Here is a 23329-nt window from a genome sequence, read left to right as displayed (position 1 = left end):
TGCATTGTTGCAGGGGTTTCAAGCGGGGCAAAAACTGTTATAAGCCACGCCGACATTGCCGCATCATCCGTGTGGCGAAACAGATTTTCAGACGAATAACGGAGACATCAATGCGCGCCGAAGCACAGGCATTGGTCGATGAAATCAAGCAGTCGATGGCACTGCTGAGGAGGCATCTTTGACTGGGATAACGCTCTTAGACGCCTTGACGAACTGAACGCACTTGCCGAAGACCCGACCCTTTGGGACGATGCGACAAACGCGCAGAAAGTCATGCGTGAACGTACCCAGCTTGATGACGCCATCAATGGTTATAAAAAGCTCGCCCAAGAACTCGAAGACAGTGTTGAACTGATCGAGCTTGGCGAAGCCGAAGGCGATAGCGAAACCGTCGAAGAGGGCGAAGAAGCCCTGCGTTCGATCCGCGAGATTGCCGCAAAGCGCGAACTTGAAAGCCTGCTGTCGGGCGAAGCCGATTCCAATGACGCCTATCTTGAAATCCATGCCGGTGCCGGCGGGACAGAGGCGCAGGACTGGGCATCGATGTTGGCCCGCATGTATTACCGTTGGGCAGAGTCCAAGGGTTACAAGCTCGAGATGCTTGAAGAAAGCGATGGCGAGGAAGCCGGCATCAAATCGGTGACTTACAAGATCACCGGCCATAATGCCTATGGCTGGCTCAAGAACGAAGTGGGCGTGCATCGTCTGGTGCGTATTTCGCCCTATGACAGCTCGGCGCGTCGCCATACCAGCTTCTCGTCGGTCTGGGTGTATCCGGTGATTGATGACGATATCGAGATTGAAATCCTTGATAAGGATCTTCGTATCGATACCTATCGCGCATCAGGTGCCGGTGGTCAGCACGTCAACAGAACCGATTCTGCTGTGCGTATGACCCATATTCCGACCGGGATCGTTGCCCAGTGTCAGAACGACCGTTCGCAGCATAAAAACCGTGAAACGGCGATGAAGATGCTGAAAGCCCGTTTATATGAGGCAGAGCTGCAAAAACGCGAAGCCGAAGCACAGGCGGTCGAAGACAGCAAAACCGATATCGGTTGGGGGCATCAGATCCGATCCTACGTCCTGCAGCCTTATCAGATGATCAAGGATCTGCGCACGGGCACGGAAACCTCGGACACCCAGGGTGTTCTGAACGGTGATCTCGATGCCTTCATGGCCGCCGCATTGGCCGCCAAGGTCACCGGATCGGCCGGCGAGGTCGAAGATATCGATTGATTACCTGCTAATCATGGATTGAACCTGCAAACACCCCGTCAGCATTTGGTGGCGGGGTGTTTTTTTGTTTCAGGTGCTCTGACTCCCGGAAAATCGCAATTCGACCGCAAATATCCCATTTCTGTCACAGAATTGCCGGATAGCTCTGCAAGGGTATGGCTGATCGCGATCTGTCAAAAACAACGAAACACCCGATAGCACGGGACACTGGCAGGTCGTGAAGAGCAAACATCCATACTCTCACGGGAAGATCCACATGGCCCATCAGTCCCACGGTCCGGTCGCAGTTGGTGACCAGTTCAAACTTGCGACACCCAACGGTCCGATTTTCGAAGTTATCAAGATCCGCGAAATGGCCCCGGTTGATCATGCCCTGATCACCAAGGTGCGCGATACCAAATCCCCGACATTGATTGCGATCACGACCTTGCTGGATCGTGATTTCTATATCCCGGTTCCGCCGGAAAGGCGCCAGATGCCCGACAATGACGGCATATTGCGCGGTATTTGATTGTAAAGCGTATCAATAGGCTGTTTAGCGCAAGGGGATACGAAAAACAGGTTGGCTTGGCGGCCCGGACGCGATGAAATGGCATGCTTCGAATTCATTGTCATCCGGGACCGCCAACATGTCCGATACCAAGACCGATCAGAAAATCCTCGACCGCCTGTTTTCCGTGCTTGAGGATGACATTTTGCCGAAAACCCGTGCCGGTGTTTCGGGCGGCAACAAGCTTTTCGGTGCGGCGATCCTGCGCAAGGACGACCTGTCACTGGTGATTGCCGAAACCAACAATGAAACGGAAAACCCGCTTTGGCATGGGGAGGTCCATTGCCTGAAGCGGTTCTATGAAATGCCCGCTGACCAGCGCCCGGCAACGTCGGAGCTGATTTTCCTATCCACGCACGAGCCATGCTCGATGTGTCTTTCCGCTATCACCTGGGCGGGTTTTGATAATTTCTATTACTTCTTCTCGTACGAAGATTCGCGCGATGCCTTTGCCATTCCCCATGATCTGAAAATCATGAAGGAGGTCTTCACCCTTGAAGACGGCGAATACAATAAATCAAATGCCTTCTGGGATAGCCATTCGATGATGGGCATGGTTGCAGAGATGGTAGAGGACCAGAAGACGGCCTATCTCGCACGTGCCAAGGCGATTTCGGATGAATATGACCGTCTGTCTGCCCAGTATCAGGAAAGCAAGTCTGATAACGACATCCCACTGAACTAAGGACGGAAAGTAGCCTGCGCGGCAGCAGTTCTGCGAACGCAGTTTTATATCCATCAAACAAGTTACGCCCCGGCATGTTTGGCCGGGGCGTAACTTTTGGGCTGGTTTGTCGTCGTAAGCGATATCGCCTTAATGGCGTCTTACGCGCTGCGCACCGATGCGATGAATGTTTCGGCTTCTTCCCCAAGGCGCGAGGCCGACTGCGACAGTTCACGTGCACTGGCCAGAACCTGTTCGGCGGAGGCAGAGCCCTCGGTTGCGGCTTTGGTCACGTCACTGATCGCTGCTTCGACTTCCTGAGTTCCCTTTGCCGCGCGTGAAATACTGTGAGTGATTTCGGATGTTGTTGCATCCTGTTCCTCGACAGCAGTCGCGATCACGGTAGAGCTTTCCTTGCTTTGTTCGATCACATTGGCGATCTCTTCAACGGCGGTTACCATGTTGTCGGTGATCCGTTGAACCTTTTCGATCTGGCTGTTGATACTTTCGGTGGCACGTGCGGTCTGCCCTGAAAGGTTTTTGACCTCCTGTGCAACCACGACAAATCCTTTGCCCGCTTCGCCAGCACGTGCGGCCTCGATTGTGGCGTTCAATGCCAGAAGGTTGGTTTGTGCGGCAATATCCTGAATAAGTTCAACGATGGTTGATATTTCCCGAACCGACTGCGCCAGATCATTGGCGGTTTCGCGTGTTGAAATCGCCGTGTCTGTGGCCTGGGTTGTAACTGTCGTTGCATTCTGAACCTGAAGACTGATTTCACGAATGGAAGCCGCCATTTCCTCGCAGGCAGACGCAACCGTATCGACATTCGTGCTTGCATCCGAGGATGCATTGGACACCGAGTTTGCCTGTTGATTGGTTTGCGCCATCATTGCGGTCAGGCCTTGTGCCGTTGCTTCGAGTTCGTTTGCAGCCGATGCAACGACGGTCACAATGGACCCGACTTTGCTCTGGAAGGTATCGGCCAGCCGGTTCATGTTTTCGCGCTTTTCAAGGGCAGCGCGCTGTTCGGCCTGTTCAGCTTCTTCTTCAAGCTTTTTGGCCCGGATCATGTTTATTTTGAATACTTCTGTTGCCTTGGCAATATCACCGATTTCGTCAGAGCGTCCGGTCCCGGAAATCGCGGTATCCAGGTTTCCGTCGGCAAGGCTGCCCATGCTCGTGACAATGTTTTCGATCGGCTTGGTGATCGAAAGGGCAAAGAAAATCGCGATCGCAACGCTAATCGCAGCCACAATCACAACCGAAATTGCGGCGATTATCAGCGCGTTATAGATCGGTGCACGGGCTTCTGCGACATCGATTTCGCCCAGCACAATCCAGTCGACGCCGTGGAAGCTGATGGGCATGAAGGCAGAAATGACGGGGACGCCGCGATAATCAAGAATTTCATGAACGCCTGATTCCCCCGAAAGTGCGGCTTCAACGGCATCGTTGTTCACACGGGTTTTCAGGATCGTGCTTTCCTCTGAAAAACGGGAATCACTGCGCATAAATCTGTCAGTCCCGACGATGTAGGTTTCGCCGCTTTCACCCATTCCAACGGAGATATTCATGATTTTATTGATGCGCGATATCGGCATCTGGAATGCAAGCACACCCAGAACCTCGCCACTTTCACTTCGAACCTGGCGTGCAATAAAGCTTGCCGGTGCGTCGGCACTTGGCGCATAGGGACGAAAATCGGCAAAGACGAATTCGTTCGTGGATTTCTGCGCAATTGCCTCTTGAAAGACTTTGCCCAGGTCCGTATCCGCCCACTTACCGGACTTAAGGTTGGTGGCGAAGTCTGCTTCCTTAAAGACCGAATAGACAAGTTCTCCGTCAGGACGGATCAGAAATATGTCGTAATAGCCCTTGCGGTCCAGAAATTCCCGGAAGTGGGGGTGGAATTTATGATGCGCAGTGCTCCAGTCCGAACCGTCCCCGGCATCATCAAGAAGATGCTTTTCACCAAGGACATTGGGATTGTCCGAAATATACAGTTTTTGCAGCTTGCTGCCGGGATCGGATCCCAGAACATCCCAGGACTCCGAGAATGCATCCAGCGCGTCACGGGTCAGGCTGCTGTCAGATTCGATTTCCAGATCTTCTTCAATGGATTTCAGATAAAGCTCGACAGACTGCTTGCGCGCATCCGTCAGCGCTTCAAGCTTGCTTTCGACTTCGGTCATTTGAGTTTGCCAAAGCTCGAATGACAGGACGCCACCAGCTGTAATTGAAGTAAAAAGAATAAGTCCAGCGATGATTGTCGGCAATTTGACCGAGATGCGTTTCATGCCAATTTACTCCCTTTACCGCAAAACCCGGGTCGTTCATCGGGCTCTGGGCTGCGCAATCTTTGCGCGTATTGTCCAAAATAACTAATCTAAGGTATGGGGTATTACTATCCTTTAATATCCCTATATGGGGAGGTTGAACAAAACGCAAAGCATTTCTTCGGATGATGATCAAATGATCAAATGTGTAAGCCAAATCTGAAATTGCGACCGAAATGTCGTCGGAGTCCGAATCTGGCGAGTTTTGTTGATCCATTCTGCTAAACTGCCGGGCATGGAACAGCTCAATAACGATATCTGCTATCAGGCACTCAAAACCCGGGACCGTCGGTTTGACGGACGTTTTTATACGGCCGTACGCACCACCGGGATTTTCTGTCGCCCGATTTGTCCGGCCGTCACGCCCAAGCGCGACAATGTGGAATTTTATCCCAGTGCCGAGGCGGCAATTGCCCACGGGTTTCGCCCGTGCTTGCGTTGCCGACCAGAAGCTGCACCGGGCAGCCCGGCGAGTGCAGGTGTACATGCCACCGTCGCCCGTGCGGTCCGCCTGATTGATCAGGGTGCGCTTGAAGATGGTTCGATTGCCGGTCTGGCAGATCGGCTTGGCGTCGGGGATCGGCATTTGCGCCGTATCTTCAAGGAACACACCGGTGTCACGCCACAGGAACATGCCAAGGCGCGGCGTCTTTTGCGCGCCCGCCAGCTGATTGTCGATAGCAACCTGACCATGACGGAAATCGCCAATATCGCAGGATTTGGCAGTTTGCGGCGGTTTAACGACGCGATGAAACAGGCCTATGGTCAGGCGCCGACTGCGTTTCGTCGGGGCATTAAAACCAGCACACAGGCATTCGCAGAATCGGATGATCCGTTTGCCGCGCGCAATGATGACCTGATTTTACGGCTTCGGGCGCGCCAACCGTTTGACGCCGAATATCTTCTGGCCTTTTTCCGTGCGCGCGCCATTCCGGGCCTTGAGACCGTGCGTGAACGGACATATGCGCGCGGCTTCAAGATTGATGGGCGCGTCGGGTTGATGATCTGTCATTTCAGCGGCGATCAATCCGGTGTCGATGTCATCCTGCGCGGCCCGGCCCGCGAAGCGGTGCTGGAAATCGGCGGACGTGTGCGCAGGCTTTTTGATCTTGATGCCGATGTGCCGTCGATTACCGCACAGTTTGCCGAAGACACCCTTTTGGCGCCCTTGGTGGAAAAACGTCCCGGTCTTCGGGTGCCTGGATGCTGGGAGCGGTTTGAACTCGCCTTGCGTGCGGTGCTCGGTCAACAGGTTTCGGTCGCCGCGGCACGCACCTTGGCCGGACGGCTGGTCGCGCGCTTTGGTGAAGCTTTGCCCGATGATCTGGTGACAGGAACCGGCATCACCCATGTCTTTCCGACGCCGCAAAGCCTGATCGGGCAGGAACTGACTCCGATTGGTTTGACAACGCGACGCGCCCAGACCCTTGCGGACGTGATTGATCTTTTTGCCGCCCCTGATTGCGATCAGGTGTCTGGCGATGATCTGATTGCTGCCATGACTGCGATCAAGGGGATTGGCCCCTGGACTTTGAACTATTTCGGTCTGCGCGGGCTTGGGGATCCGGATGCATTTCCGGCCGCAGATCTTGGTATCCTTAAGGCATCAAGTATGGGCGGTGGACCCGACAAGCCCAATGCACTTGAAAGTATTTCTGAAAACTGGCGGCCATGGCGGGCCTATGCCGCGCAGTATCTTTGGTCCGCATTGGAAGGAGAATGATGATGTCCACCCAGATTAATGTCGTGCGGTACGCCAGCCCGCTCGGGAAACTCTCACTCGCCAGCATCGATGGCAAGCTGGTGCATCTTGATTTCGAAGATAATGATGATCGCCTTAAAACCATTCAAAGCCGACGTTTCAAAAACCTTGAATGGATTGAGGGCGGCACGGCACCAGCCGATGTCATCAGCTGGCTTGACGGCTATTTCGCCGGAAACGTCGGGGCTCTGCCGATGCATGCGATCAATATGATCGGCACCGACTTTCAGAAATCGGTATGGGATGCCCTGACCAAGATCCCCAGTGGTCAAAGCCTGTCTTATGCCGGGCTTGCCGATCAGTTGGGCAATCCCAAGGCTGTTCGTGCGGTGGCACGGGCCAACGCACTGAACCCGGTATCGATCATTGTGCCGTGTCATCGGGTGATCGGATCAAACGGTACCCTGACCGGTTATGCCGGTGGGCTTGATCGCAAGAAATGGCTGCTTGATCATGAAGCGGCGATGCTTGCGAACGCAGCCTAGGCCCTTGTGGTCGTGACATCTGACCTGACCGCGTAATTCCCAAAATCCGAATGTGCCAACCAGCCAATCACTTGGCTGGAATGCTACCCCTTTGTCTTGTGAAAGGAACAGCCGTGAAGCTTTATGATTACCCCGGATCGCAAAACGCCTGGAAAGTCCGGCAGCTCTGCGCCCATTTGTCGATTAAATATGAGACCGAATGGCTATCGATCTTTGAAGGCGAAAGTCACACCGATGCGTTCTTTGAATGCAATCCGGCGGGGGCGGTACCGGTATTGCAGCTTGATGATGGACGATGCATCGCGGAATCCAATGCCATCCTGCTTTATCTGGCCGACGGCAGCGACTATTTGCCAGATGATTTGTATGAACGGGCCAAGGTTGCCCAGTGGCTGTTTTTCGAAGCCGATTATGTCCAGTCAACGATTGCGACACTGCGTCACTGGAATCTGACCGGAAAGAATGAACGCAATCTTGGGCAACTTGAAAAACGCCGAACTGCTGCGCAAGGTGTGTTGGGCAATCTTGAACGCTATCTGACAGGCAAGTGCTTTCTTGCCAATGATCGCTACTCAATTGCTGATATTGCTGTTTACGCCTATACCCATCTCGCCCACGAGGCCGCCCTGGAAATGACGGCGTTTCCGGCGGTGACGGCGTGGATTGATCGTATCGGTGAGATTGTCGGGGATCAGGTGCCGGTGCGCTACTACGCAGAAGATCCGCACAGCAAAGGTGATCTCTGACAAAATAACACGGGCTTCCGTTCAGAAGCCCGTGTTTGGCATTTGTATTTAGCTCAATGCACTCAGATCGACATGACGATGCGACCGTCGATCTTGCCGCCCCGCATACGATCAAAGATCGAGTTGATGTTTTCCATCGGCTCGGTCGTGAAGTGCGAATGCACCTTGCCATCACCGGCGAAATCAAGCGCTTCCTGCAGGTCGGCACGGGTGCCGACAATTGATCCGCGGATGGTTTTGCGCGACAGGACAGTATCGAAAATATCAAGCTCGAACGTACCGGGTGGCAGACCGCAAAGCGCCATCGTGCCCCCGCGACCCAGCATGCCAACGCCTTGTTTGAAGGCCGCCCGCGAAACGGCGGTCACCAGAACACCATTGGCACCACCCATCTGTTTCTGAACTTCGGAAACAACATCGGTCTCAGCGGCGTTCAGGGTCCAGTCTGCGCCAAGATTCTTGGCGAGTTCGAGTTTCTCATTGGCAATGTCAACAGCGATAACTTTCATGCCCATCGCCTTGGCATATTGCACGGCCATATGTCCAAGGCCGCCAATCCCCGAAATCACGACGGTTTCACCGGGTTTGCATTCGGTTTCCTTAAGCCCCTTATAAACCGTCACACCGGCGCACAGCACCGGGGCAGCGTTGCCAAATTCAAGCGGATCGGGCAGGTGGCCGACATAGTCGGGGTCTGCCAGAACATATTCGGCAAAGCCGCCATTAACGGAGTATCCGGTATTAAGCTGCTCCCCGCACAGGGTCTCCCAGCCGGTAATGCAATGATGGCAATGTCCGCAAGCCGAATGAAGCCATGGCACGCCAACCCGGTCGCCTTCCTTGACAGACGAAACGCCTTCACCAACTTCGGCAACGATGCCGACCCCTTCGTGACCGGGAATGAAGGGCGGGCTTGGTTTGACCGGCCAGTCACCTTCGGCAGCATGAAGGTCGGTGTGACAGACACCGGATGCCTCGATCTTGACCAGGATTTTTCCCGGCGTGACCTTGGGCACGGTGACTTCTTCTATCGACAGGGGCTTGCCAAAATCGCGGACGACAGCGGCTTTCATGGTGGAGGGCATAATGACATCTCCTTGCTGATGACAGGTAAAAGATCGCTCTTTTCGTCAAATATCGCGCAAGGGAGTATCGATGAATTCAAACACCACCACCATGACGTGCATCAATTGTCTGATGATTTAATGCTCAAGGCCTAAGTCGCATCGCCATCAATGTCGGGCAGTTCCAGAACATAGTCTTGGTAATAGTCCGGGGGCATGCCCGCCTCATAGCGGGCTTCGTCGTTGAAGGGCGGTTTCAGTGGCCCTCGGAAATGCTTGCGCAGCATGTCATGCCATGTGGTGTAGTAGGGCAGGCCGCGCTGATCACAGACATACTCGTAATATTTCCGGCCCGCTGCGACATGGGCGATTTCATCATGGGCGATGATTTTAAGGATACGCGCACTTTCCGTATCACCATGCGCGAGAAGCCGTTCGATGGTCGGCGGGGTGGCATCAAGGCCACGCGCCTCAAACACCATCGGCACCACAGCCAGACGTGGCAGGATGTCATAGGCCGTATCCATCGATGTCTGCCAAAGCCCGTCATGGGCGGGCAAATCGCCATAGGCGGCACCCAGCTCGCCAAGCCGTTTGTTGATCATTTTGAAATGACGCGCTTCGTCATCGGCCACCTGCACCCATGCATCGTGAAAATCACGTGGCATGGCGGCTTCGGGAAAGCGCACACACAGATCCCACGCCAGATCAATCGCGTTCAGTTCGATATGGGCCAGCGCATGCAAAAGCCCGATGCGCCCCTGAACGCTGCCTTTTTTGCGTTTCGGCATCTTGTTAGGCGGAAGCAATTCCGGCTTTTCCGGGCGGCCGGGACGGTCAGGCAGATCGGTTGACCCGACCTCGGAAATCTCGCCATTGCGCCACATGGCTGCCAGTTCGGCAGTGACGTCGGCCTTTTCGGTGGCATCTTCGGTCAGAAGCGCCTTTTGGGCGGCTTCGGCAAGGGTCAGCTTGGTCATGATCATCCGGCTAAGGGATTGTGTTTCGGGTGCGCTTTGTCTGCCACTTGGTGGGGACCGGGTCAATGCCAAAGCAAAAGGGCGGTCCGTCATGGTGTCGGTCCGCCCTTGATCAATTTCGTCGGTGGGATGAACTAGGTGATGTTAAAGCGTGCCAGGGCCTCTGCCAGATCCTCGCCAAAGGCATTGCCCTTGCGGATGATCGCGGTTCGGCATGGCAGGTCCTGAAGCGACGGGTGGTTCGGTGCATCCGAGGTCAGAACGGCGGTCGGAATGCCGCGCGTTTTTGGCATCGCCTGCAGGGCGTTAGCCACATCAACGCCGCTTAGTTCATCAATGGTTTTCGCAACGATGATGAAATCCGGACGGGTGCGCACCGCAAGTTCAATCGCCTCGAACGAAGTTTGCGTGACCGAGCTGCGATACCCGCAGGCGGCAAGTTCGCGTTCCAGAATGGTTGCCATCGAGCGTTGCGGAATGACCAGCAGTGCTTCGACATTGGCCTTCTTCAACCAGGCCGGATCAATATCAGGGGCCCGTTTGGATGGCAGTTCACGCACAAATTCGGCGGTGTCGGTGCCACCGGCTGTCATGTCACCTTCAAGCAGGGACTGGATTTTATCGACAAAGGCCTGAATGTCCTCAATCGAGCCATCATTCAGTTCCTTGCAGGTCGTGACGTAATCGGCAAGACGATGACTGGTCAGGTTGATCAGCGGTGCTGCAACCGACTTGCCCTTGTACCGCAGATTGAATACTTCGCGCTGGATGGCGGTCAGGTGGGCAGGATCTTTTTTACCGCGTGCGTTCTGCAGATGAACGTCAATCGAATTGATGATGTCATTTGCTTCGTCGCGAAAATCCGCCAGCATCTGATCGTCGAGATCGACAACATTGTTACTCATTGAATTACCCGCTTTGCCGGCATGCCGGTGAGTTTTCATAAAACAGGTGAGGACAATGCATCACCCATCACTCCCATATCCGAATTTTTATCCCGACAAACAAGGGATGGCAACAAAATCAGCAAATTGCGATATTGCCAGAAGCCTGAAAGAAAACATTTTTTGTGCTGAAAAAAACAAAGGCCCGGCACTGAAACGCCGGGCCTTGTTGCTGAAAAATGCTGAACTCAAAGGGCTTTGACGGCCTCAAGAACTTCGGCGACATGGCCTTTGACCTTGACCTTGCGCCAGGCATTGCGAATGACACCACTGCCATCAATGACAAATGTGGAACGCTCAATGCCCATGAATTTCTTGCCATACATGTTCTTTTCTTTCCAGACACCGTAATCCTCGCAGGTGGTGCCGTTCTCGTCAGAAGCGAGAATGAAGTTCAGGTCATGCTTGGCCTTGAATTTGTCGTGACGTTCCGCGCTATCCTTGGAAATGCCGATAATCTGCGCATCGACCGCGCTGAAATCGGGTTCTGCATCGCGGAATTCGCAAGACTCGGTCGTGCAGCCGGGCGTCATGTCCTTGGGATAGAAATAGATCACCACCGGCTTGCCTGCCAAATCAGACAGTTTAACGCTGCCATTGCCATCGGTTGGCAGTTCGAAATCCGGGGCCTTGTCACCAACATCAACTGTCATGGTCCATCCTTTATCTGTTCGCTGCCCTTTTGGGACATGTTTTGCATCCGTGAAAATACAAAGCCTTATAAGCTTGGCAAGGGCCATTGGATCATTGTGGTGGATCCTGTGGCGCGACCTTTTCGGCAGGTGCAGAAATCACGCGATCATAGACATCCTTGATGCGCGTAGCGGTATTTTCCATCTTGTCCTGCAAGCCCGCGAAATCATCACATTTTCCGGCACTGGCCAACATTGTTTGCAAATCCTCGCTGGCCTTGTCGGGATCAAACGGGCCTTCGGTCGTCAGACGCAGCATCGCCTGCAAGGCCAACCAGAACGAGCTGGCATTTGCCAGAAACTCGGCCTCATCCCCATCAATAATACCTGCCGCGCCAAGATTTTTGAAAACCTCGCGGGTTGTCGGTGACAGGATTTCGGGGTGCTTGTGGGCGTGACGCAATTGCAGATATTGCGCAATGAATTCGAGGTCCACCAAACCGCCGCGACGCATCTTGATCGCCCAAGGGTGATTGTCGCCTTTGCCCGCTTCCATGCGATTGCGCATGTCATAGACTGCGCGGACCAACTGGTCTGGATCGCGCTGTTTGCACAACACTTTGTTGGTGGTGTCGATTACCTTGTCGCACAATGTCTTGGGTCCATAAACGGCACGAAGGCGCGTCAGTGCCATATGCTCCCACGTCCATGCTTCGTTGTTCTGATAGGTCTCAAAACTTTTGAAATGGGTGGCAAGCGGCCCTTTGGACCCACTGGGGCGCAAGCGCAGGTCGGTTTCAAACAGCACGCCCTCGGCAGTCGGCGCCGACAGGGCATTTATGTATCGCTGGCTGAGCCTGATGTAATAGTGCCCCGGCGACAGCGGCTTCTCGCCATCGGATTCCTCTGCGTCTTCGGGCACCTCATAGATGAACACCATATCAAGGTCGGAACCCGGTGAGAGTTCCTGACCGCCATGCTTGCCAAGTGCAAAGACGGCAAGCCCACCATCGGCAAACTTCCCATGTTTTGTGGCAAAATCATCTGCAATGCGCGGGAACAGGGCGCGAATGGCGACGTCGGCAACATCGGCCAAGGCCCGGCCAGCTTCGTGCGGCGTGTGGCGGTTCTGGATGGTTTGCACATCAATCTGGAATTTCTGGTCATTCGCCCAGCGGCGTGCGGCATCCAGCCAGTCTTCGACCATGTCTTCACGCGACAGCCGGGCATCCAGTTCGGTGATCATGGCATCAGCATCGGGCAGTTCTTCGTGGAAGCCCGACATCAGAACGTAATCAAGCACCGCGGCATTGCGCCCGATATATTTCGCCATGCGCGGGGCCGTTCCGGCGATCTGCGCCAGCAGTTCCAGCAATTGCGGATTGGCCGTGAACAGGGAAAACAGCTGCACACCGGCAGGAAGACCTTTGAGGAAATCGTCAAACGCCCGAAACGCCATATCCGGGTTGGTTGTCTTGCCAAGTGCGCCCAACAGGGTCGGCATTAATTCGGTCAGGATTTCGCGCGCACGGCGTGATCGCGTGGCGCGATAGCGGCCATGGTGCCAGCCCCGGACTGTGACCGAAACATTTTCCGCATTTTCAAAGCCCATCTCGCGCAGGTTGGCCAAGGTTTCCGGATCATCTTCCGTACCGGTGAAAACCAGATTTCCGCTGGCACCTGCAAGGGTCGTGTCGTCTTCAAACAATTCGGCATAATTGTTTTCAACATTGCGCAGATGAAGCAGTAAATCCGCCTTGAATGCTTCAAGCGCGTCATAACCAAGGAAGGTTGCCAGTGCCAGCAAACCCTCATCATTGTCGGGCAGGGTTTGCGTCTGCTGGTCGTTGATCATTTGCAGGCGGTGTTCGACCGTGCGCAGGAAATCATAGGCCGCAAGCATTTCATCGCGGACCTTCTCCGATACCTGGCCGAATTTGGTCAGCGTGCGCAATGTGTCGCAGGTCGCCTTGCCACGCAGCGCGATTTCACGCCCGCCCCAGATCAATTGCTGTGTCTGGGCAAAGAACTCGATCTCGCGAATGCCACCACGACCGAGCTTGATGTTGTGTCCGGGAATGTTGATCTTGCTGCCGCCCTTATGGGCATTGATCTGGCGCTTGATCGAATGAATGTCCTGAATGGCAATGAAATCAAGATGCTTGCGCCAGACAAACGGGCGCAGAATTTCAAGGAACTCGTTACCGGAAACGCGGTCGCCGCCGACGATGCGCGCCTTGATCATGGCAGCGCGTTCCCAGTTCTGCCCGACCGTTTCGTAGTATGTTTCAGCCGCAATCATCGACAGGATCGGCGGTGTAGATGCCGGATCAGGGCGCAGCCGCAAGTCGGTTCTGAAAACATATCCGTCGCCGGTACGTTCTTCCATGATCCGTGTAATGTCACGCACCATGCGGACCAGATCCTGCTGGATGCGATCCGGGTCGATATAGCCGGTCACATCCTGATCATGCAGGAAGATCAGGTCGATATCTGATGAATAGTTCAGTTCCCCCGCACCAAGCTTGCCCATGCCAATGGCAAAAATGCCCGATCCTTCAAGCGGGTTTTCCGGGTTCGGCAGATCATATTTGCGCAGGCGCGCCATCGCCGACAGACAATGTGCCATGGTGAAATCAAGCGTGCGTTCGGCGGTTTCACTTATGGCGGATGTGATACGATCGAGCGGCCAGGCCTTGCTGATGTCTGCCATGGCAATCACAAGGGCAGCCCGGCGCTTTGCAATGCGAACAGTGGCCATGGTGGATGCCTGATCCAGATCGCGGGCATCCGCGCTGGTCCGGACCGGATTGAGGGCCTTGGCAAAGGCCTGCTCAAGACCACTGTCAAAAACGTCACAGACCGTTTCAGGATCGCGTAAGCAAAGGTTGGTCAGATAGGGGCTGTTGCCAAACAGGGCTTCAAGAACTGCGCGTTTTTTGGGATTGGACGCAATCTCGCCAATTTTTTCTGACAGGCTTTCAAACACGGGTCGATCACCCAGCGCGTTCCAGCGTTCGAACGCATTGGTAACACGGTCGGAATCGAAGGGTTTGGGCAGGTCCTGTGAAATCCAGGAAAGAGACACTTTTTGCGTTCCTTGTATTGCGAAATGGTCACAAACCGCGCTATGCAAAGGGTTGCGCCTGATTGCATAATCTCTGCAAGGAGTTGGACGTCCTGATCAACAGGATGACTTATCTGTTTCTAGCTTTTCTGTGATCGGACAAAAAGGGATATAGATCAATAACTGTCTGGCATTCTCGGATAATATGGTTGCCAATGACACATCGACAACCATGCCAGATATGACAGATTATTGATATCGCAGCATATGACATCGGGAACACAGGGACCAAAGAGTGCGCCACGTTAAGACCTTTGCCGGATGGCTGGCGCTGACTTTATCAGCCATCGTCCTGTTTGTCGGCGTGTTCGCAGCAGTCACGATTTGGCGGCTGTCGCAGGAACCGGTGTCCCTGCATCGCCTGACCCCGTATCTGGTCGACCATCTTAATCAATCAATGGGCAATAACCGGTTGGCAGTGGACGACGTCGTTCTGCGCTGGCGTGGCTGGGATGAAAAATTTGATGTCGGATTGCGCGATGTCAGCGTCTTTGGCCCGGATAATCAGGAACTCCTCCACGTCCCCGAGGCCGATGTCGTATTTTCCAGCAAGGCACTGTTTGAAGGTGTTCTGGCCTTGCGTCAGCTTAATCTGATTGGCCCGCGCATCCGCCTTGAACGAAGTGCTGATGGCACAATTGATGTCGGCTACATTGCCCAAGAGGCGGCAGAGGATGTCGCGACCCTTGCTGAAGCCGAAGGCGAAGGGAATGGCACGACGGCCCCGGTCGGACAAACCTATGAGAAGGGCCGTGGATCATCCGTCGTGATTGATTTGCCCGGCGCTAACGACATTGAGCCGAAAGAAGCCGTGAACCGGACCGAAACCGCGGGCATTGAAACAGCATCGGTCGAACGGTCTGGCAATTCTGTTCTGCACGACATCTTTTCCATCCTGTCGGGCGAACGTACCGATATTCCGGCTGCGGCCTATTTTGAAAGCTTTGGGGTCGTCAATGCAGACCTTGAGGTACGTGACGAGAAACTCGGCATCGTCTGGGCAGCACCACAGGCCGATATTCTCTTAACGCGCCGGGCTTTCGGCATCGGGGCAGAGGCCGCGTTACAGGTCAGTGCCGGTGATATTTCAACCCAGGTCCGGGTAACCGGCGATTACAGCATCGAAAGCGGTGAGGTTGATCTTGAGGCCGATCTGGGCGAGGTGGAACTTGCCGAGCTTGTCAGTATCTCTGATATCTTTGAAAAGCTTCGTGATTTTTATGTTCCTGTCTCGGGCAAAGTGGCGGCGCGCTTTGATCAGGATGGCGAGTTGATTTCTGCGTCAACGGATCTGAGTGTCGGGGCTGGCGTTATCACGCTCCCCGAAGAAATGCGTGCGACCTACCGCGTCACGGATGGACAGATTGTCACGAGTTTCGTGCCCGGCCGGTTCAGTGTTGATAATGTTGTGCTCAATGTCGGTGATGCCTCGGCGAAACTTCAGGGGGTTGTGCTTGATCCGTTCGGGCAATGGCAGGTGAACCTTGATCTCTCTGCCAAGGATGTTGCGACCAGTGATCTGGATCGGCTCTGGCCCGAAGGGGTGGGGTATGATGCCCGCACTTGGGTTGTGACCAACCTGTCCGAAGGCATTGTCCATCAGGCAACATTGCATACCGAACTGCATCAGGATGAGGCGGGTGACGTCGTCTTGGATGACCTTGGTGGTCAGATGACGATGTCGGGTGTAACGGTGCATTATCTGGGTGAAATGCCCGAAGTGCTGAATTCCGCCGGACGTGCAGAGTTTGACGAGACAAGTTTCAGCATCTTTGTAAATACCGGCGAGGCAGATGGTATTCAGGTCACCGATGCCAGCATCATTTTTACCAAGCTTGATGAGCCGACACCCTATGCCGATATCGAAATTGTCGCACAGGGCAGTGCCCGCAAGGCGCTTGAACTGATCGAGGCAAAACCGCTTGGTTTTGCCACCCGCCTTGGCATTGACCCGGCGCGGATCAGTGGTGAACAGGCGACACGTGTCCGCCTCCATTTCCCGCTGTTGCGGGATGTGACCTTTGACGATGTTGATGTTGCTGCAGCGGCGCGCATCGAGAATGCCGAGATTTTGTCGGCATTCCGCGGCATGGATATCGCTGATGGCAGTTTTGAACTGCAGGTCAATACCAAGGGACTGGAACTGGGCGGTACGGCAACGGTTGGAGCAGGTAAAACCAACATCAGTTGGGTTGAAACGTTTGACGCAGATGCAGCTGTCAAAAGCCAATACAAACTATCGGGCGACCTTGATCTTGCTGTTTTACCCGATATCGAACTCGATCCGGGTCCCTACCTGAACGGGATGGCAAAGGGGGATCTTGATATCCGCGTTGCTTCCGGTCAGGTTCGCGTGGTCGGTGATGTTGATCTGGCCGATGTTGGCATTTCCGTTCCGATTGAGGCAATGGGCTATCGCAAGGAACCGGGCGCTGCCGCATCGGCGAAGTTCGATGTTGCCGTCCAGTTTGATGGCGGTGGTGTGATTGACAGTTTTGCCATCTCGGCACCGGCACTTGAAGCCAGCGGTCGCGCCAACTGGCGCGGTGATAACGCGATGGCTGACAGGTGGTTGGTTGATCTGCAAGACACCCGTTTTCGCGAGAATATTGATCTTGCCGGTACCCTTCGTATGGATGAAGGCGGTCGTTTGCTGGTTGACCTTCGCGGCGCGCAGTTTGATTTACGTCCCTTCATTGACACTAGCGCGTCTGATGAAAACACGGCTGATCGTGAACCCGAGGCGCAAAACTATCTTGTCACGCTTGAAGCTGGCGGCTTCCTGTTAAAGGGGGAAGAGCCGCTTCTGAATGACGGCAAAATCACGCTGCGTCAGGAATCTGATCAACGCGAACTTGAAATCACCGCTCGCCAATTGATCGCCACCCCTTGGATCGTTGATGACGAAGGCGATGATGATATTGCGGGCAAGGACCTGTCAGGCCCCTATAGTGGCGGGATCGGTGAACGTGCTGAACGTACCGGCGGCTCCACCGAGGTGTTCCTGAATATCGAACAAATGGTCATGGCCAATGGTGAATTGCTGGCCGATGTGCGCGGTTCCATCCATACCATCGGGCAGGAATGGGATCGTCTTGTGCTTAATGGGGCATTTGGCGACCGCGCCAATGTGTTTGCCCAGGTTGCCCGCGAGGATTTCCAGACCCGCAAGGTCACCCTGACCAGCGAGGATGCCGGGCGCTTCCTGCGTGCGGTCGATATGTATGACAATCTTCTGGGGGGACGCCTGACGATCGAAGGCACAGTCGATGAGCGCGACCTTGCCCAGCCTTTCACTGGTCAGGCCAGTATCGCCGAATTTCGTGTGGTTAATGCGCCGATTGCGGCCCGCGTGCTCAGTGCGGCTTCGCTCACCGGTCTTGGGGACGTTTTGCAGGGCAACGGCATTTCATTTAACGAGCTGAATGGCGACTTCACCTATGTAAATGATGTGCTGTCCCTGTCAAAGGTTGCGGCAAACGGTGCTGCCGTCGGGGTGACGGCAAATGGCTCGATCGATCTGGCGAAATCGGAAATCCGCCTTGCCGGCTCTATCGTGCCGATCTATGCGCTGAATTCGGCTCTCGGCGCCATTCCGATCCTTGGTGATATTCTGGTCGGGGAAGAGGGCGGTGGGATCTTTGCGCCGACCTACACGATTGAAGGCGATCTGGACGAGCCAGACATCACGGTCAATCCGCTGTCGACCTTTGTACCCGGCGTATTCCGCAACCTGATTACTGGTGCGGAACCAGGCTAGGTAACCCGCGCAAACAAAAAAGCCCCGCACGATCATCGGCGGGGCTTTTTTGTTTTTAAGCTTGGTATGACGAGATCAGACCGGCTTGATCAGGACGTGGCGCTTCTTGCCAGCTGAAACCTTGATGACGCCATCTGCGTTCACTGCGTCTGCCGCGATGGTTGCGTTTTCGTCGCTGACTTTTTCGTCATTGATTTTCGCACCGCCACCCTTGATCAGGCGACGGGCCTCACCGCCCGATTTTGCAAGTTCTGCACGGCGGAACAGATCGAAGGCCGGAATACCGGCATCCAGATCAGCCTTTGCAACCTCGACGGTCGGAAGGTCATCAGCCAGTACACCTTCTTCAAAGGTCTTGCGCGCTGTCTCAGCAGCGGCAAGGGCGGCTTCTTCGCCGCGGCACAGCTTGACGGCTTCGAATGCCAGAACCTTTTTGGCTTCGTTGATCTGCGAGCCTTCAAGCTTTTCGTATTCGGTAATCTGATCAAGCGACATTTCCGTGAACAGACGCATGAACTTGATCACGTCCGCATCTTCGGTGTTGCGCCAGAACTGGTAGTAGTCATACGACGACAGGCGTTCTTCGTTCAGCCACACGGCACCAGACGCCGTCTTGCCCATCTTCGCACCGGATGCGGTGGTCATCAGCGGCGTGGTCAGGCCGAACAGCGACTTGTCATCCACGCGACGGCCAAGCTCGACACCGTTAACGATGTTGCCCCACTGATCCGATCCGCCCATCTGCAGCGTGCAGCCATAATTGCGGTTCAGCTCCACAAAGTCATAGGCCTGCAGGATCATGTAGTTGAACTCAAGGAAGCTCAGCGACTGTTCGCGTTCAAGGCGCAGCTTGACGGAATCAAATGCCAGCATCCGGTTGACCGAGAAGTGGCGACCGAAATCACGCAGGAATTCGATATAGTTCAGCTTATCCAGCCAGTCGGCATTGTTGACCATGACCGCATCGGTCGGGCCATCGCCAAAGCTCAGGAACTGCTGGAACACCTTCTTGATGCCGGCCATGTTGGCTTCGATGATTTCATCGGTCAGAACCGGGCGCGCATCATCGCGGCCTGTCGGGTCGCCAACACGGGTGGTGCCGCCGCCCATCAGGACAATCGGTTTGTGGCCGGTTTTCTGCAACCAGCGCAGCATCATGATCGATACCAGCGATCCGACATGCAGGCTGTCTGCAGTGCAATCATAGCCCACATAGCACACCACCGTATTATCCGATGCATAGGCATCAAGGCCTTCAAGATCAGTACATTGGTGGATGTAACCGCGGTCATTCATGACGCGGAGAAAATCAGACTTCAGTTCAGTCATGGTTTTTGCGCTATGTTGGTTGTGATCAAAATAAGGGCCGCACAAAGGTGCGGACGCGATGATCTAGCACATTCACAGCAAAATGGGCAACGATAGACCCGGCTACCATTGCCCAAATGATTTTTGACTGATTTGACCCGCCTGAAAACCAGTCTCAGGCCGCAGCATCCAGATGGCCGGTCTTGACGTAAATCAGGCAGCCTTCATCGGTAAAAGGCGTATGCATGCTCAGATGTGGAGTGCGCAGCCAGCTTCCCGCCGGATAGGTGCCGTGCTCGTCGGAAAATGTCCCTTCGATGACATAAATCTCCTCACCGCCCCAGTGACGATGCGCAGAAAACTGTGTTCCCGGTTGCCAGCGCACAAGCGCAACATGTTCGGTGCCGTGGTCATGCAACGGCAAAACCGTTAGACCCGGCGCGACACCGGGAAGAAACGGTTGTGATCGGGTATCAATATTGACTTGTTGATCATCGGCGGCATCAAACTGATGCAGTTTGACAAGAATGGTGCAGCCTTCCTTGGTAAAGGGTTGGTGCCGGGTTCCGATTGGATTGCGAATATAGCTTCCTGCACCATAGTCACCGGTTTCGTCGGAAAACACGCCATCCAGAACAAGTATTTCTTCACCGCCGTCATGAGTGTGGGCATCGAAATAGGAATTTGGCGCAAACCGCACAATCGTTGTCGCGCGGGCCACTTCGTCGCCGATGCGATCAAGCATCATGCGCTCGACACCGTTGGCAGGGGATTTTTGCCAGTGATAGTCATCCGGCCGGACGACAACTCTTTTGGTGAAATCTGCATTCAGTCTCATGACATTCATTTCCAGTGGGCGGGTCGGCAAAAAAACAAGCAACCACGTCTGACGGACGGATTCAATCTTGTGGCGCATCCATACGCGGAAGTAAGCTATCAAAATTGAGTGATGAATGGGGTACGAAATGGATCGCGGATGGATCAAGGCAATCGGCATGATGAGCGGCACGTCGCTTGATGGTGTTGATGCGGCTCTGATTGAAACCGATGGCATTGAAGTGCGCCGGACCGGGCACTCGGTTTTCGTGCCCTATATCCCGGAATTGCGCGAACGTATGCGGGCCTGTTTTGGCAATCGTGCTGCGACCAATACCGAACATGTTGTTGCCGACGACTTGACCCAGGTGCATGTTGATGCCGTTAACATGCTGCTTGATAAATCAGGTGTTTCTGCCAGTGAAATTGGCGTGATCGGCTTTCATGGGCAGACGGTGTTTCATGAACCGGGCAATGGCCTGACGCGCCAGATCGGCACGCCGCACATGCTGGCTGAAAAAACCGGTATTCCGGTTGTGGCTGATTTCAGGTTGGCTGATGTGGCGGCCGGCGGAGAGGGGGCGCCACTTGCGCCGATCTATCATGCGGCCCTGATCAAAAGTGCCGGTGTCGAACTGCCCGTCGCGGTTCTGAACATTGGTGGTGTGTCGAATGTCACCTATATCGATGCGGATGATGCGTTGCTGGCGTTTGATTGCGGGCCGGGCAATGCCAGGCTTGATGACTGGATGTTGCGCCACACCGGTAACCCGGTTGATTTGAACGGGGCAACCGCGGCATCTGGCACAGGCGATCCGATGGTCGAAGTCAAATTCCTTGAGGATCCATACTTTGATCGTGTTCCGCCGAAATCCCTGGACCGCGAAGACATGGCATTACGGATCGATGGATTGGTGGTCGAGGCCAAGCTGAATGTGCCTGACGGGGCCACGACGCTGGCCAATTGCACGGTGGCTGCCATCGTTGCCGGGGTAAACCACCTGCCGACAGCGCCGAAAAGCTGGTTTGTCTGCGGTGGTGGGCGGCATAATGACTACATCATGAATACGCTGGCAAATCGTCTTGGTGTCCCGGTGCGATCTGTTGATGATCTCGACTGGGACGGGGATGCGGTTGAGGCAGAATGTTTCGGCTTCCTTGCCGTGCGCCATTTGCGCGACTTGCCACTGAGTTTCCCTGGAACGACCGGCGTGCCGGAACCGTGTTGTGGCGGTAAGCTTTATCGAACAAAAAAGGCCGCCTGATCAGGCGGCCTTTTGTTTGTCTGCGTCAAAGCAGGCGGGGTGCTTACGCGCCGCGCTTGTCGAGATAGGCAGCCGAATGCTTGATCACATCATCTTGCTGTTTGGCAAAGTAATGGTCCGCACCGTCAATCGCGCACATGTCAACTTCGATGCCTTTCTGGGCATTAAGCTTGTCGGCAAGCTTGTTGACCGAGGCGACCGGAATGTTGGTGTCTTGCGTTCCGTGGATCAGAATGCCTGAAGACGGGCAGGGAGCAAGGAAAGTGAAGTCATGCTCGCTTGCCGGGGCAGCGACTGAAATGAAGCCGTCAATTTCCGGGCGGCGCATCAGAAGCTGCATCGCGATCCAGGAACCGAACGAATAGCCAGCCACCCATGTTGCACGTGCATTGGCGTTGTATGTCTGCATCCAGTCAAGGGCGGATGCCGCATCCGAGAGTTCGCCGATCCCCTGATCGAACACACCCTGCGAACGGCCAACACCGCGGAAGTTGAAGCGCATCACGGAATAGCCGCGATCCTTGAACATGTTGAACATGTTGAAGCACAACTTGTTATTCATTGTGCCACCCTGTTGCGGGTTCGGATGGAGGATAAGTGCGATGGGCGAATCGTCAGCGCCGTTATGATGGTAGCGACCTTCAAGGCGACCTTCGGGGCCGTTAAAAATGACCTCAGGCATGGATCAGACTGCTCCTGTCCACGAATGGAAAGATGTGTGTAACAAAAATATCCGAGTGTTTTTGTGAGTTTTTTCGTGTTTGCGCATAAATTGCTTTGGGCAAATACTTGACCAAGTTACTCGGTTATCCTATATTCCGGCTAACCCGATGGTGCCTGTCTCACCCGCTTTCGCGATTTGCGCGAGGTCGGGCGTAGGTTCGGTTGCCGGGAATCGAAGGTACTAATTACACAGTGGACCGCCCCATGTTCAAGCTAATTCGTCAGGAAATTGACGCGATGATTGCCCGCGACCCTGCGGCGCGATCCCGTTGGGAAGTCGTGATCAGCTATCCGGCGTTCCATGCGATCATGGGATATCGCGGTACGCACTGGCTTTGGCAGCGTGGTTTCCGCCTGACAGCACGTTTCCTGTCGCAGATTTTGCGCTGGCTTACCGGGATTGAAATTCACCCGGGTGCCAAGATCGGCAAACGCTTCTTTATCGACCATGGCATGGGTGTTGTGATCGGCGAGACCGCCGAACTTGGCGATGATGTCACGCTTTATCAGGGGGTTACCCTTGGCGGGACGTCACCCAGTGTCAACAGCGATGGCCAGCGCGGCCTGAAACGTCACCCGACCCTTGAGGATGGTGTGATTGTCGGGTCCGGCGCACAGATCCTGGGTCCGTTTACCGTGCGCAAGAATGCACGTGTTGGCGGCAATGCCGTGGTTCTGAGCGAAGTACCCGAAGGTGCGACTGTCGTTGGTATCCCGGCCAAGATCGTGCGCCGCGAACAGGATGACCGGTTCTGCGCCTATGGTACGCCGATTGGCGATCTGCCCGATCCGGTGGCACGTGCCCTTGATGAACTCGGTCGTGAAGTTCAGACGCTGCGCGACAAGGTCGTGGCGCTTGAGGCTGAAAAAGCCGGCGAGGAACCCGCACCGGAGAAACCGCGTATCGTCGCATCATCGGAATAGA

General features: G+C 54.8%; 19 protein-coding genes. 10 read left to right on the top strand and 9 right to left on the bottom strand.

All coding sequences use genetic code 11. From position 1 onward, the window contains the following. The first annotated feature begins 110 nt into the window (after nucleotides 1-110). The 3 genes from prfB to HED22_RS15950 all read left to right on the top strand — a co-directional run bounded on the left by prfB (nucleotide 111) and on the right by HED22_RS15950 (nucleotide 2474). Nucleotides 111-1239, top strand: a protein-coding gene (prfB, locus tag HED22_RS15960) for a peptide chain release factor 2 (RefSeq protein WP_167724044.1) whose coding sequence is annotated in 2 segments (ribosomal slippage) — nucleotides 111-179 and nucleotides 181-1239 — 1128 coding nt in all. Because the reading frame shifts where the segments join, the coding sequence is not laid out codon by codon here. 256 nt (nucleotides 1240-1495) lie between these two features. Continuing rightward, nucleotides 1496-1750 carry a hypothetical protein gene (locus tag HED22_RS15955; RefSeq protein WP_167724042.1) on the top strand — a complete coding sequence of 85 codons (255 nt, stop codon included), beginning with the start codon at nucleotides 1496-1498 and terminating at the stop codon, nucleotides 1748-1750. Nucleotides 1751-1868: 118 nt separating this feature from the next. Further along, on the top strand, nucleotides 1869-2474 hold the full coding sequence (locus tag HED22_RS15950; protein ID WP_167724040.1) for a nucleoside deaminase: 606 nt from the start codon (nucleotides 1869-1871) through the stop codon (nucleotides 2472-2474). Between the two features lie 140 nt (nucleotides 2475-2614). Here the strand turns inward: HED22_RS15950 and HED22_RS15945 are convergent, their stop codons facing one another. Next, entirely contained in the window at nucleotides 2615-4753 is a 2139-nt protein-coding gene (locus HED22_RS15945) for a methyl-accepting chemotaxis protein (RefSeq protein WP_167724038.1), read from the bottom strand. A gap of 247 nt (nucleotides 4754-5000) precedes the next feature. Between HED22_RS15945 and HED22_RS15940 the strand changes: the two genes are divergently transcribed. From HED22_RS15940 to HED22_RS15930, 3 genes are all read left to right on the top strand, one after another. Further along, nucleotides 5001-6515: a DNA-3-methyladenine glycosylase 2 family protein gene (locus tag HED22_RS15940; RefSeq protein WP_254870130.1), complete on the top strand. Its 1515-nt coding sequence runs from the start codon at nucleotides 5001-5003 to the stop codon at nucleotides 6513-6515. A 2-nt stretch (nucleotides 6516-6517) separates the two neighbouring features. Next, nucleotides 6518-7039: a methylated-DNA--[protein]-cysteine S-methyltransferase gene (locus HED22_RS15935; RefSeq protein ID WP_254870128.1), complete on the top strand. Its 522-nt coding sequence runs from the start codon at nucleotides 6518-6520 to the stop codon at nucleotides 7037-7039. A 113-nt stretch (nucleotides 7040-7152) separates the two neighbouring features. After that, a complete protein-coding gene (locus HED22_RS15930) occupies nucleotides 7153-7785 on the top strand; it encodes a glutathione S-transferase family protein (RefSeq protein ID WP_217701902.1) in 633 nt (210 codons plus the stop codon). A gap of 62 nt (nucleotides 7786-7847) precedes the next feature. Here the strand turns inward: HED22_RS15930 and adhP are convergent, their stop codons facing one another. The 3 genes from adhP to HED22_RS15915 form a co-directional block, all read right to left on the bottom strand. After that, the gene (gene adhP, locus HED22_RS15925) at nucleotides 7848-8870 is read right to left on the bottom strand and encodes an alcohol dehydrogenase AdhP (RefSeq protein ID WP_167724032.1); all 1023 of its coding nucleotides are present in this window, start codon (nucleotides 8868-8870) and stop codon (nucleotides 7848-7850) included. 131 nt (nucleotides 8871-9001) lie between these two features. Continuing rightward, nucleotides 9002-9829: a ferritin-like domain-containing protein gene (locus HED22_RS15920; RefSeq protein WP_167724030.1), complete on the bottom strand. Its 828-nt coding sequence runs from the start codon at nucleotides 9827-9829 to the stop codon at nucleotides 9002-9004. 134 nt (nucleotides 9830-9963) lie between these two features. Beyond that, a complete protein-coding gene (locus tag HED22_RS15915) occupies nucleotides 9964-10734 on the bottom strand; it encodes a response regulator (RefSeq protein WP_167724028.1) in 771 nt (256 codons plus the stop codon). A gap of 55 nt (nucleotides 10735-10789) precedes the next feature. Here HED22_RS15915 and HED22_RS15910 point away from each other — a divergent pair, with 55 nt between their 5' ends. Continuing rightward, a complete protein-coding gene (locus tag HED22_RS15910) occupies nucleotides 10790-10975 on the top strand; it encodes a hypothetical protein (RefSeq protein WP_167724025.1) in 186 nt (61 codons plus the stop codon). On the opposite strand, the gene bcp is transcribed toward HED22_RS15910, so the two are convergent. Then, entirely contained in the window at nucleotides 10962-11426 is a 465-nt protein-coding gene (gene bcp / locus HED22_RS15905) for a thioredoxin-dependent thiol peroxidase (RefSeq protein ID WP_167724023.1), read from the bottom strand. The two genes, HED22_RS15910 and bcp, sit on opposite strands and share 14 nt — an antisense overlap. Before the next feature lie 91 nt (nucleotides 11427-11517). Beyond that, nucleotides 11518-14493 (bottom strand): bifunctional [glutamine synthetase] adenylyltransferase/[glutamine synthetase]-adenylyl-L-tyrosine phosphorylase, encoded by a 2976-nt coding sequence (locus tag HED22_RS15900; RefSeq protein WP_167724021.1) that lies wholly within the window; start codon nucleotides 14491-14493, stop codon nucleotides 11518-11520. Nucleotides 14494-14767: 274 nt separating this feature from the next. On the opposite strand from HED22_RS15900, the gene HED22_RS15895 reads away from it, so the two are divergent. Beyond that, entirely contained in the window at nucleotides 14768-18292 is a 3525-nt protein-coding gene (locus tag HED22_RS15895) for an AsmA-like C-terminal domain-containing protein (RefSeq protein WP_167724019.1), read from the top strand. Nucleotides 18293-18367: 75 nt separating this feature from the next. Here the strand turns inward: HED22_RS15895 and tyrS are convergent, their stop codons facing one another. Together tyrS and HED22_RS15885 are read right to left on the bottom strand one after the other, a co-directional pair. After that, nucleotides 18368-19621, bottom strand: a complete 1254-nt coding sequence (gene tyrS, locus HED22_RS15890) for a tyrosine--tRNA ligase (RefSeq protein ID WP_167724017.1) — start codon at nucleotides 19619-19621, stop codon at nucleotides 18368-18370. A gap of 154 nt (nucleotides 19622-19775) precedes the next feature. Next, complete coding sequence (locus HED22_RS15885; RefSeq protein WP_167724015.1) at nucleotides 19776-20438, bottom strand: cupin domain-containing protein; 663 nt, start codon at nucleotides 20436-20438, stop codon at nucleotides 19776-19778. A gap of 127 nt (nucleotides 20439-20565) precedes the next feature. Between HED22_RS15885 and HED22_RS15880 the strand changes: the two genes are divergently transcribed. Then, nucleotides 20566-21681: an anhydro-N-acetylmuramic acid kinase gene (locus tag HED22_RS15880; protein ID WP_167724404.1), complete on the top strand. Its 1116-nt coding sequence runs from the start codon at nucleotides 20566-20568 to the stop codon at nucleotides 21679-21681. Nucleotides 21682-21724: 43 nt separating this feature from the next. On the opposite strand, the gene HED22_RS15875 is transcribed toward HED22_RS15880, so the two are convergent. Then, complete coding sequence (locus HED22_RS15875; protein ID WP_167724013.1) at nucleotides 21725-22363, bottom strand: alpha/beta hydrolase; 639 nt, start codon at nucleotides 22361-22363, stop codon at nucleotides 21725-21727. Nucleotides 22364-22608: 245 nt separating this feature from the next. On the opposite strand from HED22_RS15875, the gene cysE reads away from it, so the two are divergent. After that, on the top strand, nucleotides 22609-23328 hold the full coding sequence (cysE, locus tag HED22_RS15870; protein ID WP_167724010.1) for a serine O-acetyltransferase: 720 nt from the start codon (nucleotides 22609-22611) through the stop codon (nucleotides 23326-23328). Nucleotide 23329 lies beyond the last annotated feature (1 nt).

Source organism: Thalassospira sp. HF15, from assembly GCF_011806525.1.
Lineage (GTDB): Bacteria > Pseudomonadota > Alphaproteobacteria > Rhodospirillales > Thalassospiraceae > Thalassospira.
The sequence above is the reverse complement of the archived record's forward strand: the minus strand, read 5'-3'. Positions and strand labels throughout refer to the sequence as shown.

Excerpts from the sequence above, each read along its gene's own strand:
- HED22_RS15910 (WP_167724025.1), top strand. The coding sequence starts at position 10,790 with ATGCATCACCCATCACTCCCATATCCGAATTTTTATCCCGACAAACAA.
- cysE (WP_167724010.1), top strand. The coding sequence starts at position 22,609 with ATGTTCAAGCTAATTCGTCAGGAAATTGACGCGATGATTGCCCGCGAC.
- HED22_RS15920 (WP_167724030.1), bottom strand. The coding sequence starts at position 9,829 with ATGACCAAGCTGACCCTTGCCGAAGCCGCCCAAAAGGCGCTTCTGACC.
- HED22_RS15950 (WP_167724040.1), top strand. The coding sequence starts at position 1,869 with ATGTCCGATACCAAGACCGATCAGAAAATCCTCGACCGCCTGTTTTCC.
- HED22_RS15935 (WP_254870128.1), top strand. The coding sequence starts at position 6,518 with ATGTCCACCCAGATTAATGTCGTGCGGTACGCCAGCCCGCTCGGGAAA.
- bcp (WP_167724023.1), bottom strand. The coding sequence starts at position 11,426 with ATGACAGTTGATGTTGGTGACAAGGCCCCGGATTTCGAACTGCCAACC.
- tyrS (WP_167724017.1), bottom strand. The coding sequence starts at position 19,621 with ATGACTGAACTGAAGTCTGATTTTCTCCGCGTCATGAATGACCGCGGT.
- HED22_RS15875 (WP_167724013.1), bottom strand. The coding sequence starts at position 22,363 with ATGCCTGAGGTCATTTTTAACGGCCCCGAAGGTCGCCTTGAAGGTCGC.
- HED22_RS15915 (WP_167724028.1), bottom strand. The coding sequence starts at position 10,734 with ATGAGTAACAATGTTGTCGATCTCGACGATCAGATGCTGGCGGATTTT.
- HED22_RS15945 (WP_167724038.1), bottom strand. The coding sequence starts at position 4,753 with ATGAAACGCATCTCGGTCAAATTGCCGACAATCATCGCTGGACTTATT.
- HED22_RS15885 (WP_167724015.1), bottom strand. The coding sequence starts at position 20,438 with ATGAGACTGAATGCAGATTTCACCAAAAGAGTTGTCGTCCGGCCGGAT.
- HED22_RS15880 (WP_167724404.1), top strand. The coding sequence starts at position 20,566 with ATGGATCGCGGATGGATCAAGGCAATCGGCATGATGAGCGGCACGTCG.
- adhP (WP_167724032.1), bottom strand. The coding sequence starts at position 8,870 with ATGCCCTCCACCATGAAAGCCGCTGTCGTCCGCGATTTTGGCAAGCCC.
- HED22_RS15955 (WP_167724042.1), top strand. The coding sequence starts at position 1,496 with ATGGCCCATCAGTCCCACGGTCCGGTCGCAGTTGGTGACCAGTTCAAA.